General features: G+C 70.5%; 13 protein-coding genes. 4 read left to right on the top strand and 9 right to left on the bottom strand.

The window, feature by feature from the left end; all coding sequences use genetic code 11:
* Window position 1: 1 nt before the first annotated feature.
* Together AC21LY_RS16565 and AC21LY_RS16570 are read right to left on the bottom strand one after the other, a co-directional pair.
* Entirely contained in the window at window positions 2-1,258 is a 1,257-nt protein-coding gene (locus AC21LY_RS16565; RefSeq protein WP_489047649.1) for a pyridoxal phosphate-dependent aminotransferase, read from the bottom strand.
* Between the two features lie 3 nt (window positions 1,259-1,261).
* Window positions 1,262-2,269 carry an ABC transporter permease gene (locus tag AC21LY_RS16570; protein ID WP_489047650.1) on the bottom strand — a complete coding sequence of 336 codons (1,008 nt, stop codon included), beginning with the start codon at window positions 2,267-2,269 and terminating at the stop codon, window positions 1,262-1,264.
* Window positions 2,270-2,369: 100 nt separating this feature from the next.
* On the opposite strand from AC21LY_RS16570, the gene AC21LY_RS16575 reads away from it, so the two are divergent.
* The gene (locus AC21LY_RS16575) at window positions 2,370-2,960 is read left to right on the top strand and encodes a TetR/AcrR family transcriptional regulator (protein ID WP_489047651.1); all 591 of its coding nucleotides are present in this window, start codon (window positions 2,370-2,372) and stop codon (window positions 2,958-2,960) included.
* Window positions 2,961-2,972: 12 nt separating this feature from the next.
* On the opposite strand, the gene AC21LY_RS16580 is transcribed toward AC21LY_RS16575, so the two are convergent.
* Window positions 2,973-3,617: a hypothetical protein gene (locus AC21LY_RS16580; protein ID WP_489047652.1), complete on the bottom strand. Its 645-nt coding sequence runs from the start codon at window positions 3,615-3,617 to the stop codon at window positions 2,973-2,975.
* A 46-nt stretch (window positions 3,618-3,663) separates the two neighbouring features.
* Complete coding sequence (locus tag AC21LY_RS16585) at window positions 3,664-6,948, bottom strand: (Fe-S)-binding protein (protein WP_489047653.1); 3,285 nt, start codon at window positions 6,946-6,948, stop codon at window positions 3,664-3,666.
* A 156-nt stretch (window positions 6,949-7,104) separates the two neighbouring features.
* On the opposite strand from AC21LY_RS16585, the gene AC21LY_RS16590 reads away from it, so the two are divergent.
* Together AC21LY_RS16590 and AC21LY_RS16595 are read left to right on the top strand one after the other, a co-directional pair.
* On the top strand, window positions 7,105-7,680 hold the full coding sequence (locus AC21LY_RS16590; protein WP_489047654.1) for a SanA/YdcF family protein: 576 nt from the start codon (window positions 7,105-7,107) through the stop codon (window positions 7,678-7,680).
* Between the two features lie 275 nt (window positions 7,681-7,955).
* On the top strand, window positions 7,956-8,450 hold the full coding sequence (locus AC21LY_RS16595; RefSeq protein ID WP_489047655.1) for an FBP domain-containing protein: 495 nt from the start codon (window positions 7,956-7,958) through the stop codon (window positions 8,448-8,450).
* 8 nt (window positions 8,451-8,458) lie between these two features.
* Here AC21LY_RS16595 and AC21LY_RS16600 read toward each other — a convergent pair whose 3' ends face one another.
* Window positions 8,459-9,328, bottom strand: a complete 870-nt coding sequence (locus tag AC21LY_RS16600) for an exodeoxyribonuclease III (protein ID WP_489047656.1) — start codon at window positions 9,326-9,328, stop codon at window positions 8,459-8,461.
* A gap of 59 nt (window positions 9,329-9,387) precedes the next feature.
* Here AC21LY_RS16600 and AC21LY_RS16605 point away from each other — a divergent pair, with 59 nt between their 5' ends.
* Entirely contained in the window at window positions 9,388-10,206 is an 819-nt protein-coding gene (locus AC21LY_RS16605) for a phytoene/squalene synthase family protein (protein WP_489047657.1), read from the top strand.
* Window positions 10,207-10,432: 226 nt separating this feature from the next.
* Here AC21LY_RS16605 and AC21LY_RS16610 read toward each other — a convergent pair whose 3' ends face one another.
* Genes AC21LY_RS16610 through AC21LY_RS16625 form a run of 4 tightly spaced genes read right to left on the bottom strand, consistent with a single transcriptional unit; the run spans window position 10,433 to window position 14,269 of the window.
* Complete coding sequence (locus AC21LY_RS16610) at window positions 10,433-11,335, bottom strand: alpha/beta fold hydrolase (protein WP_489047658.1); 903 nt, start codon at window positions 11,333-11,335, stop codon at window positions 10,433-10,435.
* Window positions 11,332-12,228: an alpha/beta fold hydrolase gene (locus AC21LY_RS16615; RefSeq protein ID WP_489047659.1), complete on the bottom strand. Its 897-nt coding sequence runs from the start codon at window positions 12,226-12,228 to the stop codon at window positions 11,332-11,334. Before AC21LY_RS16615 ends, AC21LY_RS16610 begins: the two co-directional genes overlap by 4 nt.
* A gap of 11 nt (window positions 12,229-12,239) precedes the next feature.
* Window positions 12,240-13,376 carry a PDR/VanB family oxidoreductase gene (locus AC21LY_RS16620; RefSeq protein ID WP_489047660.1) on the bottom strand — a complete coding sequence of 379 codons (1,137 nt, stop codon included), beginning with the start codon at window positions 13,374-13,376 and terminating at the stop codon, window positions 12,240-12,242.
* Window positions 13,373-14,269, bottom strand: a complete 897-nt coding sequence (locus AC21LY_RS16625) for a metal-dependent hydrolase (RefSeq protein ID WP_489047661.1) — start codon at window positions 14,267-14,269, stop codon at window positions 13,373-13,375. The genes AC21LY_RS16620 and AC21LY_RS16625 overlap by 4 nt, the downstream gene beginning before the upstream one ends.
* Between the last annotated feature and the right edge of the window lie 33 nt (window positions 14,270-14,302).

Genomic DNA, 14,302 nt, shown 5'->3' on the forward strand with positions numbered 1-14,302 from the left:
CCTACTTCTGCTTGTACGAACTCAGGAAGTTGCCGAACCGGTCCAAGGCCTCCGCGAGGTCGCGGGCCCAGGGGAGCGTCACGACGCGCAGATGGTCGGGCGTGGGCCAGTTGAAGCCCGTGCCCTGCACCAGGAGGATCTTCTCCTGGTTGAGCAGGTCCAGCACCATCTGCTCGTCGTCGCGGATCTCGTGGACCTCCCGGTCCAGCTTGGGGAAGGCGTACAGCGCGCCCTTCGGCTTCACACAGCTGACGCCGTGGATGGCGTTGAGCTTCTCGAAGGCCACGTCGCGCTGCTCCAGGAGCCGGCCGCCGGGCAGGATCAGGTCGTTGATCGACTGGTAGCCGCCGAGCGCCACCTGGATCGCGTGCTGCGCAGGGACGTTGGGGCACAGTCGGGTTGACGCGAGGAGGGTCAGCCCCTCGATGAAGCCGGAGGCGTGATCCTTCGGCCCGGTGAGCACCGCCCAGCCCGCCCGGTAGCCGCACACCCGGTACGCCTTGGACAGGCCGTTGAACGTCATCACGAGCAGATCCGGGGCGAGCTCGGCGATGGAGATGTGCTTGGCACCGTCGTAGAGGATGCGGTCGTAGATCTCGTCGGCGAGGACGAGCAGCGAGTGCCTGCGCGCCACCTCGACGATCTGCTGCAGCGTCTCCCGCGAGTAGACGGCCCCGGTCGGGTTGTTCGGGTTGATCACGACGATCGCCTTGGTACGCGGTGTGATCTTCGCCTCGATGTCCTCCACGGACGGGTTCCAGGCGTTGTCCTCGTCGCACAGGTAGTGCACCGGGGTGCCCCCGGCGAGGCTCGTCATGGCGGTCCAGAGCGGGTAGTCGGGCGCGGGGATGAGCACCTCGTCGCCGTTGTTCAGCAGCGCCTGCAGGGTCATCGTGATGAGCTCGGAGACGCCGTTGCCGAGGTAGACGTCGCCGATGTCGAAGTAGGGGAAGTCCTCGACCTCCTCGTAGCGGGTCACCACGGCCCGTCGCGCGGAGGCGATGCCCTGCGACTCGCTGTAGCCCTGCGAGGTGGGCAGCGCGTGGATCATGTCGCGGACGATCGAGTCGGGCGCTTCGAAACCGAAGGTCGCGGGGTTGCCGATGTTCAGCTTGAGGATCCGGTGCCCCTGCGCCTCCAGTCGAGCCGCCTGTGCCACCACGGGGCCACGGATCTCGTACAGCACGTTCTGCAGCTTCGCGGACTGCTCGAGCGGCTTGAGGTCGGTGCGGATGTGGGGCACATGCGGTCGGCTCATGGGTTACATCGTCGCAGGCTGCAGCAAATCCTTTTCCGTCACCTCCGCCTTGTCCGACGGTGCGCGCCGCCCGGCCCGGTGCCGCGCCGCGCCGACGGCCACCAGCGCGTAGCCGACGACGATCCAGGCGCCGAGCACCGCGAAGGCGGCACCCGCGCCGGCGCCGACCACGGCACCGTCGGCGAAGAAGGCGGCACTGCGCAGGGCCGTGCCCGTGGCGCCGATCGGCAGGCTCTGGCCCAGGACCGCCCAGATGCGCGGCAGGAACTCCGGCGGCATCGCGATCCCGGCCAGCGGCATCCCGACCAGCAGGAACAGCAGTGCCGCGGGGCCGATGCCCGCCATGCCCAGGAGGGAGACCAGGCCGGCCACCGTCGCCCCGATCGCGAGCATGCCCGCGCTCATGGCGAGCCACTGGCCCCAGAAGCCGCCGGGCAGCACCCCGAGCCACATGGCGGCCCCGACGGCGCCGGCGCCGACGATCGCGGCGCCGACCGGAAGGGCCACCGCGACGATCTTCGGATGGCCGCCGATCAGGACGGTCGCCAGCGCCAACACCATGCCGGACAGGAAGACCGGCAGGACGATGGAGCCGAACCCCGCGCCCCGCGGATCGTCCGCCGAGAGCGGCGCGACCTCGACGGTCTGCACCGCGCGCCCCTGCGCCAGGGCGGTCGCCATCTGCGTGAGCATCGGCGCGACGGCGGGCGACGCGCCCGTGGCGATCACGGCCTTGGGGGTGGGTCCGGGGACGAGCCCGCCGTAGACCTCGCGGTCCTTGGTGGCCTGCACCAGCGCTGCCTCGGAGTCGTAGGCGTGCACCGCGAAGCCGCCGGGCTGCTGGGCGTTCAGCTTCTCCTCGACCTGCGCGGCGGCGGGGCCGGCGACGCCGATGGGCAGGTCGTGCGGTTTGCCGTGGGATGCGGGACCGGTGAACAACAGGACGATCAGCGGAATGACGATCGCCAGGCCAGCGAAGGCCCCGGCCAGCCGTACGTGGGACTTGCTCATGATGGAGCACCTCCAAGGAATTCAACGTCTGATGAAACTCAGGCTACGACCGGCTCTCGACAGAAGTCAACAGGCGTTGAAATATTGCTAGAATCGCGGCATGGCGACGGGTAGACGGGCGGGCGCGAGCACCGCGAAGGCGGACATCCTCGAGGCGGCGCGGGAGCTCTTCGCCGAGGTGGGCTACGACCGCGCCACGATCCGCGCCATCGCGGCGCGCGCTGGGGTCGACGTGGCGCTGGTCTCGTACTACTACGAGAACAAGAAGGGCCTGTTCCGCGCGGTCATGAGCATGCCGGTGGATCCGGAGAAGATCTTCATGACCGCGCTGAGCGGTCCCCGCGAGGGCATGGGGGACAGGCTGGTCCGCGCCGCGGTGGGAGTGTGGGAGCCCCCGGAGACGGGCGCGGCCTTCCGCACCGTGCTCCGGGCCGCGGTCGAGGCGGACGGTGACGAGACCGCGGAGGCGGGGGCGTTCGGCGAGTTCGTCTCGTCGGTGATGATCCCCTCGGTGATCAGGCACGCGGGGATCACCGTCGAAACGGCGCGGGTCGTCGCGAGCACGATGCTCGGGCTGGCGTTCATGCGCTATCTGATCCGGTCACCGGTCTTCACCGAGCCGACGCCGGACGAGCTGGTGGCGACGTACGGTCCGGCGATTCAGCGCATCGTCGACGGCGACGCCGGCTGACCGCGCCCCGGGCTAGTCGCCCGGTGCGGGCAGGATCTCGGTGGGTTCGAGGACCTCGGGCTCGGCTGGCGCCGCCGGGGCGGCAGGGGCATCGTCGTCGCCGAGGTTGTGGAAGGCGCGGCCCAGTTCCTCGGAGACGTCGATGATCCGGGCCTTCTTGACCTCGGGCTTGTCGATCTCCTCGGCCACGTACTGCGCGATGAAGCGCCGGATCTCGGCGTCGACGCTGGCCACGACGCGCACGATCGAACCGCGGATGGTCCGCGACTCCACATCGACCCAGACGTCCCTGGGCTTGGGCGGATCGACCTCGATCCGCAGCTCCAGCGGCGCCGCCGCACGCACCGTGAGCGGCAGGGTGATGAGCCCCGCCACGTCGTAGCGGATCCGGTCGACCTTGAGATCGATCAGCAGTCCGATGCGCAGCGGGATCTTCACCGTGAAGGTGATGAGCTCGCCCACCTGGCGGGTGAGCTGCGGCTCGTCGATCTCGACCTGCGCCCACACCTTGGCGACTCCGCCGGGGCCCGACGGGATCGGGCCCACGGTGAAGTCGCCGCCGGCGATGTCGGCGAACGCGGAGCCCACTCGCTCCTCGTTCACGGCGATCTCGAAGAACCGCCGGCCGAACTCCTCGTAAGTCACGTACTCAGGCACGCGTTACATCCTGCCGCACAAGTGATAGCTGTTCGGGAAGCTTCGATCACTTCCGGCCGCCGGGACGCTTCGCGCCCGCGGCGATCCCGAAGCCCTTGGCCTTCGACGCGCCCTCCGTCGCCACCGTGCGGTCGCTCTCGCCCGACGGTGCCTTCGGCTGGTCAGCGGCCGTTTCCGGGGCCGACGGTGCCGGCTCCGCCGCCGGCGCGGGGGTCTCCGCGGGGGCCTCGGTCGCCGGTGCCGGTGTGACCGGCGTCTCAGCCGTCGCCGGGGCCGAATCGGTCACAGCTGCTGGTTTCGGCGCTCCCGTCTTCTTGGCGCCGGGGCGCTTGGCGCCCGCGGCGATGCCGAAGCCCTTGGCCTTCGACTCGCCCGCCGTCGCCAGCGTGCGGTCCTCTGCCGGTGCTGCGGGAGTGGCCGGAGCCTCGGCCGCCGGCGCGTCGGCTGTCGGAGCGTCGGCCGTCGGCGCTGCAGGAGCCTCGGTTGCGGGCGCGGGCGCCGCGGGGGGTGCGGCCGCGGCGGGCTTGGGCGCGCCGGGCTTCTTCGCGCCCGGACGCTTGGCGCCGCCGGCGATCCCCAGGCCGACCGCCGGCTTCGCGGGCGCAGCGGGTGCGGCCGGTGCCTCCGCGGCGGGTGCCGCCGGTGCTGCGGGTGCGGAGTCGGCTGCCGGTGCCGCCGAGGCGGGCTTCGGGGCGCCGGGCTTCTTGGCCCCGGGGCGCTTCGCGCCCCCGGCCAGGCCCAGGCCCACCGCGGGCTTCGACGGTGCGGCCGGAGCCGCCGGTGCCTCTGCCGCGGGAGTCTCGGCGGCCGGGGCTGCAGGAGCAGCGGCGGGCTTGGCCCCGCCGGGCTTCTTCGGGCCACCCGGACGCTTGCCGCCGCCGGCCAGGCCGAGGCCGACCGCGGGCTTCGCGTCCTTCTTCTCCGCGGGAGCCGCGGGAGCCGCGGGCGTCGCCGGTGCTGCCGGAGCAGCTGCGGCCGGTGCCGCCGGTGCCGCGGCAGGGGCCTCGGCGAGGGCGGTGGCACCGTCGGACACCTTGCGGTTGGGGTTGCCGACGACGATGCCCTCGGGGAGGCCGCGCCTGACGGACTCGAGGAGCATCTGGGCGACGTCGACGACCTCGGGCGCGGCGGCCTCGTCGTCGGCGGTCCGGGCGGTCACGCCGTCGGAGAGCATGACCCGGCAGAACGGGCAGCCGGTCGCGATCTTCTTGGGCGTGGCCTCGGGCGTGCTGGACAGGGTGGTCAGCGCCTCGTCGACGCGGTCGATGTTGATCCGCTTGCCGAGCTGCTCCTCCATCCACATGCGGGCACCGCCGGCGCCACAGCACATGGACCGCTCGAGGTGCCGCGGCATCTCCTTGAGGGTGGCGCCCGAGGCGCCGATCAGCTCACGCGGGGCCTCGTAGACCTGGTTGTGCCGGCCCAGGTAGCAGGGATCGTGGTAGGTCACGTCCTCCGACGGGGGCGCGACGGGCACGAGGCGCTTCTCGCGGACCAGCTTGTTCAGCAGCTGCGTGTGGTGCACGACCTCGTACTGTCCGCCGACCTGCGGGTACTCGTTGCCGAGCGCGTTGAAGCAGTGGGCGCAGGTCACGACGATCTTGCGCTGCTTCGCGGGCACGCCGTCGAAGACCTCGTCGAGCTGCTCGATGTTCTGCTGCGCGAGCATCTGGAACAGGAACTCGTTGCCGGCGCGGCGGGCGGAGTCGCCGGTGCAGGTCTCGCCCTGGCCCAGGACCAGGAAGTTCACGGCGGCCACGTCGAGGAGCTCGGCGACGGCCTTGGTGGTCTTCTTCGCGCGGTCCTCGAAGGCGCCGGCGCAGCCGACCCAGAACAGGTACTCGAAGCCGTCGAAGGACTCGACGTCCTGGCCGTAGACCGGGATGTCGATGTCCATCTCGTCGATCCACGCGGTGCGCTGGCTGGAGCTCTGGCCCCAGGGGTTGCCCTTGTTCTCGAGATTCTTGAACAGGCCGGCCAGCTCGTGCGGGAACTCGGACTCGATGAGGACCTGGTAGCGGCGCATGTCGACGATGTGGTCGACGTGCTCGATGTCGACGGGGCACTGCTCGACGCAGGCGCCGCAGGTGGTGCAGGACCACAGGACCTCGGGGTCGATGACGCCGCCCAGGGCGCCGTCCTCGCCGGCCGGGCCGACGAGGGCGCGCTCGGCCTCGGCGCGGGCCTCGGCGGGGATCTTCTCCAGCTTGGCCTCGTCGGGGTTGCCCTCGGCGTCGACCAGACCGATCTGCTCGCCCGACGGGTCCGTGCGGCCGCCGGCCAGGAGGTACGGCGCCTTGGCGTAGCCATGGTCGCGCAGGCCCATGATGAGCAGCTTCGGGCTCAGCGGCTTACCGGTGTTCCACGCGGGGCACTGGCTCTGGCAACGACCGCACTCGGTGCAGGTCGTGAAGTCCAGCCAGCCCTTCCAGGAGAAGTCCTCGATCTTGCCGGCGCCGAGATTGTCGGTGTCCGGATCGGTGTTCTCCATGGTCAGCACCTTGCCGTTGGAGATCATCGGCTTGACGGCGCCCAGCGCGCGGCGGCTGCCCAGCTCGCGCTTGAAGTAGATGTTGAAGAACGCGGAGAAGCGGTGCCAGGCCACGCCCCAGGTCAGGTTGCTACCGACCAGGATGAGGAACATGACGCCCGACATCAGCTTGACGAAGGCGAAGATCGTGACCAGCGTCGCGCTCGCGGGGAGCAGCTCGGCGACCTGACGGGTGAAGAAGTCGGTGACGGGGCTGGACTCGCCGTAGGTGGCGATCTTGCCGGCCTTCACCAGGATCATGCCGAGGCCCTCGAACAGAACGATCGCCTCGATGGTGTACGCGGGGAGGAACCTGCTGCCGGCGAACCGCGAGAACAGCGCCGGGTTGCGCGGGTGCTTGACCTGGCGCACCACGATCAGCACGACGATGCCGACGACGGTGCCGATGCCGAGCAGCTCGTCCATCAGGTGGTACACGGGCCAGGACCCGATCACCGGCCAGTGGAAGTGCGGGTCGAAGGTCTGCGGCAGAGCCTCGAACCACAGGATCGCGCCGGCGAGGAAGCCGATCATCACGAACCAGTGGGCGACACCCACGGTGCGGTTCTTGATCATCTTGGTGTGGGCGAGGAACTCGACCACGACCTCCGTCGCGCGTGGTATGAACGGGAGCCAGCGGCCCTTCGCCGACTGTCCCTGCGCGATGATCCGCACCATCCGAAGCGCGCCGCGGAGGAAGATCGCCCAGCCGACCGCGAAGGCGATGGCGCCGATCGTGCCGAGGGTGATGTTCAGCGGGGTGATGTCGGACTCGGCGGCGGCCAAATAGGTCTGGTCCACGTCGTGCACCTTTCTGCCTCGCGGGCTGGGTAGCCACCAATGTTACTCGTCGGTAACTATGGTGCGAAACCACTGCGTCTGGCACAACGGTAGATCGCGGACCGGTGGGCCTCGGCGAGAAGGCTCGCCTAACTAGCGGCTCAGTACGATGTCCTCATGAGTTCCCTCGCACTGTCGCCCGCGCGGCCCGTGGCGCGGCTGCGCGCGGTGGTGACGGGGGTCACCGGCTCGGGGCCGCTGCACTCGCCCGAGTCGGCCCCGTCCGCGCCCGTCGCGATCGCCTTCGGTGCGTCCGTGCGCGGCGGTCGGCCCGGCTCGTTCGTCGAGGGCCGGCTCGAGGCCGCGCTGCAGCTCCTCCGGCTGGGGAAGGTCGAGAAGATCCTGATCTCCGGGAATGCGGGCGGCGAGTCGGGCGACGAGATCGCCGTCATGACGGGGTGGCTCCGCGACCGGGGTGTGCCGGAATCCGCCCTGCTCACCGACGGTGCCGGGCTGGACACCTATCTCTCGTGCTTACGCGCGCGGGACGAGTTCGGGCTGGTGCGCGTTCTGCTCGTCTCGCAGTTCTTCCATGCCCGACGGGCCGCCGCTCTCGCCCGCCACCTCGGCCTCGACGCCCACGCCGTCCGCGCCGAGTGCGGATGCACCCGTCGCGCCTGGATCCGCAACCTCTCCCGCGAATACCTCCTCTCCCGTCCCAAAGCGGCCCTGGACATCGCCCGCAGCCGCTGATTCGCGGCCGCGACCCGGCCATGCACTGCGATACATTCGTCGTATGGGCGAGCGGCATCGGGACGGTGATCGCTCGCCCGGAAATCGCCTGGTATCCGAACGAGCCGGACGAGTAAGGTGGGCCGCGTGAACCGAGGAGGAGTGTCCGGCGCCCTGCGCCACGGCAGATGACCCCGCCCCGCAGCCGATCCCACTGGACCGGCTGCGCAGCTCTGCCCACACACCTCCCGGGCCCGCGCAGACCGTCGGGTCCGTTTCACAGAACGGTTCATTTCATGGATCCCGTCACCCAGCAGCAGATCATCGACGCCTTCCGCGGCGCTACCAAGAGCGAGGTCAAGCGCGTCACCTTCCCAGCGGACTTCGCGGACGTCGATTTCGCGAAGCTCGAGTTCTACGGATGGCGCGATAAGAAGATTCCCCGGCGCGCGTACGTCGCCGTGCCCACCGCCGACGGGCTGGTGACCATCCTGCTCACGCAGGCGGAGGCCAAGCCCAAGGCGAAGGCCATGTGCACGTGGTGCCGTGACGTGAACATCACGAGCCAGGCCGTGCTCTACACCGTGCGGCGCGGTGGTTCCGCCGGCCGCAAGGGCGACACGATCGGCGTGCTGGTGTGCGAGGACTTCAGCTGCGCGGCCAACGCGCGCAAGCTGCCGCCCGCCTTCCACAAGGGCACCGACACCGAGCAGATCCGCGAGCAGAACCTCGCCGACCTGCGGCGACGGGTGAACGGCTTCGTCGCCGAGGTGCTCAGCACCGAGGAGTGACTCCCCGCTCAGTCCTTGGCCTGGGGGAGCTTCGCGCCGCGCGGCGTGACCCTCCCGGCCGACGGCGGCGGGATCATCGGACCGATGTCACCGTCGGGGGCGGTATCGATGTCGAGCATGACGGGGGCGTGGTCCGACGGTCCCTTGCCCTTGCGCGCCTGCCGGTCGATCCAGGCCGCCGCGGTGCGATCGGCGACCTCGCCGCTGGCCAGGATCAGATCGATCCGCATCCCGAGGTTCTTGTTGAACATCCCGGCGCGGTAGTCCCAGTAGGAGAACACCTGCTCGTCCGGCCAGCGCTCGCGCACCACGTCCCGCAGGCCGAGCGCCTCCAGGGCCGCGATCGCGGCCCGCTCCGGCGCGGTCACATGGGTGTGCCCGGCGAAGGCGGCGGGATCGAAGACGTCCGCGTCGGTCGGGGCGATGTTCATGTCACCGCAGACCAGTTGGGGCACGGTATCGGCCTTCACCTGGGCGACGAGGGCGGCCAGCCACTCGAGCTTGTAGGCGTAGTGCTCCGAGTCGATCTCCCGGCCGTTCGGCGTGTACAGCGAGTGCACGCGGATCCCGCCGCAGACGCCCGAGATGGCCCGGCCTTCGGTGATCCCGTCGAAGGCGGGCGCGCCGGGGATGCCGACGACGACGTCCTCCAGCCCGACCTTCGACAGCAGCGCGGAGCCGTTCCACTGCGGCTGGCCCGCGGTGGCGAACTCGTAGCCGCGCTCGACGAGGTCCGGCCCGATCAGCGTGGCGAAGGCATCGTCGGTCAGCTTGAGCTCCTGCAGGCAGACGACGTCCGGCAGGCGCGAGTCCAGCCACTCCAGCAGCCGCCCGTGCCGCTGCTTGACCGAGTTCACATTCCAGGTGGCGACGCGCATGCGTCCACCGTATCGGGGTGCCCTGACAGGTTCGGCGGGGCGGTCGGGACACTGGAGGCATGGATTCGAGCGAGCGATACAGCCGCGCCGCGGCCGCGGCCTCCGCCGTGGTGATCCGCGAGTACTCGACGTCGTTCTCGCTCGCCGCGCGCATGATGCCGCAGCGCGTGCGCGAGCACATCACGTCGATCTACGGGTTGGTCCGGGTCGCGGACGAGATCGTCGACGGTGCCTGCCCCTCCGATCCGCGCGTCCACCTCGACGCGCTCGAGGCGGCCGTGGACCGCGCCCTGGCGGAGGGCTTCAGCGCGGATCTCGTGGTGCACGCCTTCGCCGCGACCGCGCGCGCCACGGGTTTCGGCGCGGAGCTGACGGGGCCCTTCTTCGCCTCGATGCGCGCCGACCTCACCCCGGCTCCGCACACACCGGAATCGCTCGCGGCGTACATCCACGGCTCGGCGGAGGTCGTCGGGCTCATGTGCCTGCGCGCTTTCCTGGCGGGGGTGGCACCGTCGGACTACGAGCGCCTCGCGCCCGACGCCGGGCGCCTCGGCGCCGCCTTCCAGAAGATCAACTTTCTCCGCGACCTCACCGACGACGAGCTGCGCCTCGGCCGTGCCTACCTGCCCGAACTGACCCAGCACGCCTTCGACGAGGCCCTCGACGATGCCGCCGCCGACCTCGCCGCCGGCCGCGCCGGCATCGCGCGACTGCCGCGGGACGTGCAGCGCGGCGTCCGCGCCGCCGCGGACCTCTACGGGGAGCTGCTGCGCCGCCTCCGCGCCGCCGGGCTCGACGGTGCGCGCTCCGGCCGCGTCCGCGTCCCCGCGGTCCGCAAGGCGACGGTGCTCGCTCGCGCACTGTCGACCTCCCGATGATGCGGTAGCCGTCCGGAACAGCCATGCGTCTGCCGCATGACGAAGCGGAAACGTGCTGAGGAACCGCGGTCCGGCTCGGTGCAGTCGACATACGTCATGCGCGGGACGCATGGCACGGACCCGGAAATACACCTCTGATCTGCGAGAACGGAGGGTATGCGTCCGGCGCATACCCTCCGTGAACGACTACCACTCCGCGAGTACCACTCGCGGCGGTGCCGTGCGACTACTGCGACGCGGCCTTCGGGAGCTCCGCGATCGGGTTGCGCTGCAGGAAGTCGGTGATGAGCGCGGCGAACTCGCGCGGGCACTCGAGCTGCGGCATGTGGCCGATGCCGGGGAGCAGGTGCGTCTCGGCGTGAGGGAGCAGGGTCCGCGCTGCGTCGAGGTGCTTCGGCGGCAGGATCAGATCGCGGTCGCCCCAGAGCACCATCGTCGGCCGAGGCGTCTTCGCGATGGTGCGGTGCAGCTCGTCCCGCCAGTCCTGGCGCACGCCGCCGAACACGGTGCCCAGCGAATCCACGGTCTTCCACGCGGTGAGCCCGGCGTCGGTCTCCCGGGCGATCGCCATCGCATGGTCGATCCGGGCACGCGTGGCGAGGGACTTGTCGGCGAAGATCAGCCGCTCCTGGAGGATCGCGGACGGCCGGCTCGGCGTGGTGGCCATGATCTTGCCCAGCACGGGGATACCGAGGAGACGCAGCAGCGGCGTCACCTCCTTGCCGAAGCCGGCGGGGTCGGCAAGGGTCATCGTCGCGACGAGCTCGGGCCGCTGCGCGAGCAGCGTCATCGCGACCGCGCCGCCCAGGGAGTTGCCGGCCACGTGCACCGGCCCGGTGACCCCCAGCGCCTCCAGCGTCTCCGCCACGCCACGGGCGAGAGCGGGGAGCGTGGCACCGTCGGGATGCGGGGCCGACCAGCCGTACCCGGCCAGGTCCGGCGCGATGAGCCGGTACTGCCCGCGGTCCTGATCCGGCCCGCTCCCGGCGCCGAGCGCTTCGAACGTCGGGTCCCAGTCCTCCAGGCTGCGCGTGATGCCGTGCAGGAGAACCAGCGTGGGCAGTGACTCGTCGCCGGTCACGCGTACGCGTACCCAGCGTCCGTTCACCGGAATGCTGCGGGTCGTCATCGATTCGCCTCGATCCACTCGAAGGTCGCCTCGGCGAGGGGGCCGGGGCTCTGCGCCACCACCCAGTGTCCGCCGGGCACGCTGACGTGACGCGACTTCGGCGATTTCTCCAGTCCGGCCAGCTGCAGCGGCGGCGTCACGAACAGGTCGCCCTCGGGCGTGATCACCTGCACGGGCACCGAGGTCGTGGCCTCCGCGGGCTTGAGGAAGGGGCCGGGCATGTTGGCGCGGTACAGGTTCAGGCCGCCGAGGAAATCGCGGTCGGTGCGCTTGTACCCGTCGGCCACCGCGCCGCCGGTGCCGCGCTTCTCGAGCGTCTCGATGAGCTTCTGTCCCCAGCCGCGCCGGTAGGCGGCGTCGGCCAGGCCGGGGACGAGGAAGAACGGGATGTACGTCGAGCCCGCCGCCTGGCGCAGGCGCGCCGGCAGGTCCTTGGCGCTCCGGACGCCCTGCAGGTACTCGCCCGCGTGGTTGAGGTTGGGCCCGGAGATCGACGTGTACGACGCGGTCTTGTCCGCCACCGCGGGGTCGACCACGGCGTGCCAGCCCTGGATCGAACCCCAGTCGTGGCCGAGGAGGTGCACCTTCGACCGGTCGCCGCTCACCTCGCGCACCGCGTCGATCACCCGGGAGATGTCGGAGATCAGGCGGTCGAACCGGTAGCCGGCCTTGTCCTCCGGCCCTTCGGATTCGCCCGCGCCGCGCACGTCGTAGGTGTAGACGTTCGCGCGGCCCTCGAGGGCCGCCGCGACGCCGTCCCAGACGTGGTGGTTGTCCGGGTAGCCGTGGATCGCGAGGACGGTGGGCCGCGCGGCGTCGTGCGCGCCGTAGCGGAAGGCCGCCAGGGTGAGGCCGTCGGAGCTGGTCACGTCGAACCGGTGCTGCTCAGTCATGGTGTGCGCCTTCATAGATCGATGGTCAGGTGATCGCCGGCCGCGCGCGAGACGCAGGTCAGCATCTGCCCCTGCTCCCGCTCGAAGGGCGTCAGGGTCTTGTCCCGGTGGTCGACGGTGCCCTCGGTCACGGTCACCCGGCAGGTGCCGCAGAAGCCCTGCTTGCACGAGTACGGGGCGTCGGGGCGGGCCTTCAGGATCGCGGCCAGGAGGGTCTCGTCGGCGGCGACGTCCAGGGTCTGTCCGGACTCGGACAGGGTGGCGGTGAAGGGCTTTCCGTCGACCACGGGCGGCGCGGAGAAGCGCTCGTAGTGCAACTCGACGTCGGTGCGGCCGATCAGGCCGAGGCGCAGGGATTCGAGCATCGGGATGGGGCCGCAGGCGTACAACGCGGTGGGGCCGGGGGTTTCACCGATCAGGACGTCGGCGGTGGGGATGCCGTGCTCGTCGTCGGTGCGCACCTGCACCTTGTCGCCGAACTTCGCCACCTCCGCGATGAACGGGATGGTCTCGGTGGAGCGGCCGGTGTACAGCATCGACCAGCTCAGGCCGAGACGCTCGGCGGCGATCATCATCGGCAGGATCGGCGTGATGCCGATGCCGCCGGCGACGAACCGGAGGTGCTCGGCCGACGAGCCGTGACCGGGCACCGCCATCGGCATGCCGTTGCGGGGCCCCTTGACGGTCACCGTCGAACCGACGTGCAGGGTCTCATGCACCTCGACGGAACCGCCTCCGCCGCCGGGGATCCGGCGGACCGCGATGCGGTAGGTGTCGGAGTCGGCCGGATCGCCGCACAGCGAGTACTCCCGCATGCGGCCCGAGGGGAGGAGGAGGTCGAGGTGCGCGCCGGGCGTCCAGCGGGGGAGCGGCGTGTCGTCGGCGGAGACGAAGGTCAGGGCGACGACGTCCTTGTCGTGAGCGACGATCTCGCGCGAGACGACCCGCAGCTCACGGGAGGTGTCGGGCTCGGCGAGCTTGCGCGGCTTCATCAGATGCGCGAACGCCGGGATCGTCACGCTGAAGAAGGCGTTGGCGAAGCGCAGCAGAGGGTCGCGCTTCCAGCGGCCGTAGAGGTGCGGGGGGATCTCCGTGACGGGCTCGCCCCACGGCCGGAAGACCGACGGTGCCTTGCGGTCCGCGGTCATCCGTTCGCCGCCCGGGCCGCGGGCGAGGTCGCGAGGTACGCGACGGCCTGCGCGGTCGACCCGATCGAGGCGGGATCGAAGTTGGGCTTGAAGTAGATCAGCGTGAACTTCACGACGTCGCGCAGTTTCGGCAGGATGTTCTTGTGCGAGCCCTTGAGGTACTCCCACCACAGCCGCGGGTAGGAGTAGCTGAAGTTGGGGTCCTTGCGGAGCATGTAGCCCGACGTGCGGTGCAGCGCGAGGACCAGGAAGACGATGCCGACGATCATGGCGCGGCAGCGGTGGAAGTAGCTCGGGTCGAAGTAGTTGGCCACGTCGTGCGCGACGGACCGGTGCTCGACCTCCTCGGCGCCGTGCCAGCGACAGATGTCGGCCATGGTCGGGTCTACGTCGTAGTCGTCCCACGCGTTGTTGAGCGCGAAGACGCCGAGGATCGCGGTGTAGTGCTCGACGGCGGCGATGAGCCACAGGCGCTGCACCATGTCGTTGTACTGGGCGCGATCCGAGTGGTACGTCCTCGGCGCGAGGATCTTGCGGAAGATGTATTCGAACTGGCGGGCCACGGGACCGGTGTCGATGCCGCAGCGCTCCAGGTACTCGGAGAGCGCGCGGTCGTGGGATTCGGCGTGCATGGCCTCCTGGCCGATGAAACCGCGCATCGTGCGGGCGAGGTTCTCGTCCTTCACGTAGGGCAGCGCCTCGGTGTAGACCTCGCAGAACCAGCGCTCACCCTCGGGGAGGACGGAGTGCAGGATGCTGCTGATGATGTCGCTGGCCACGGGCTCGCCGGGGATCCATTCGAGGGGGACGTTCTCCCAGTCGAAAGTCACGTTCCGGGCGTGGATCTCGACCTCGGCCGGCTCGTGCTGGGTAACCTTGGCGCGCGAACTCATCAGTGCGGCTCCTTCCACGGGTGTCTTGACATT

It is taken from the genome of Tsukamurella sp. II2bb (assembly GCF_057815145.1).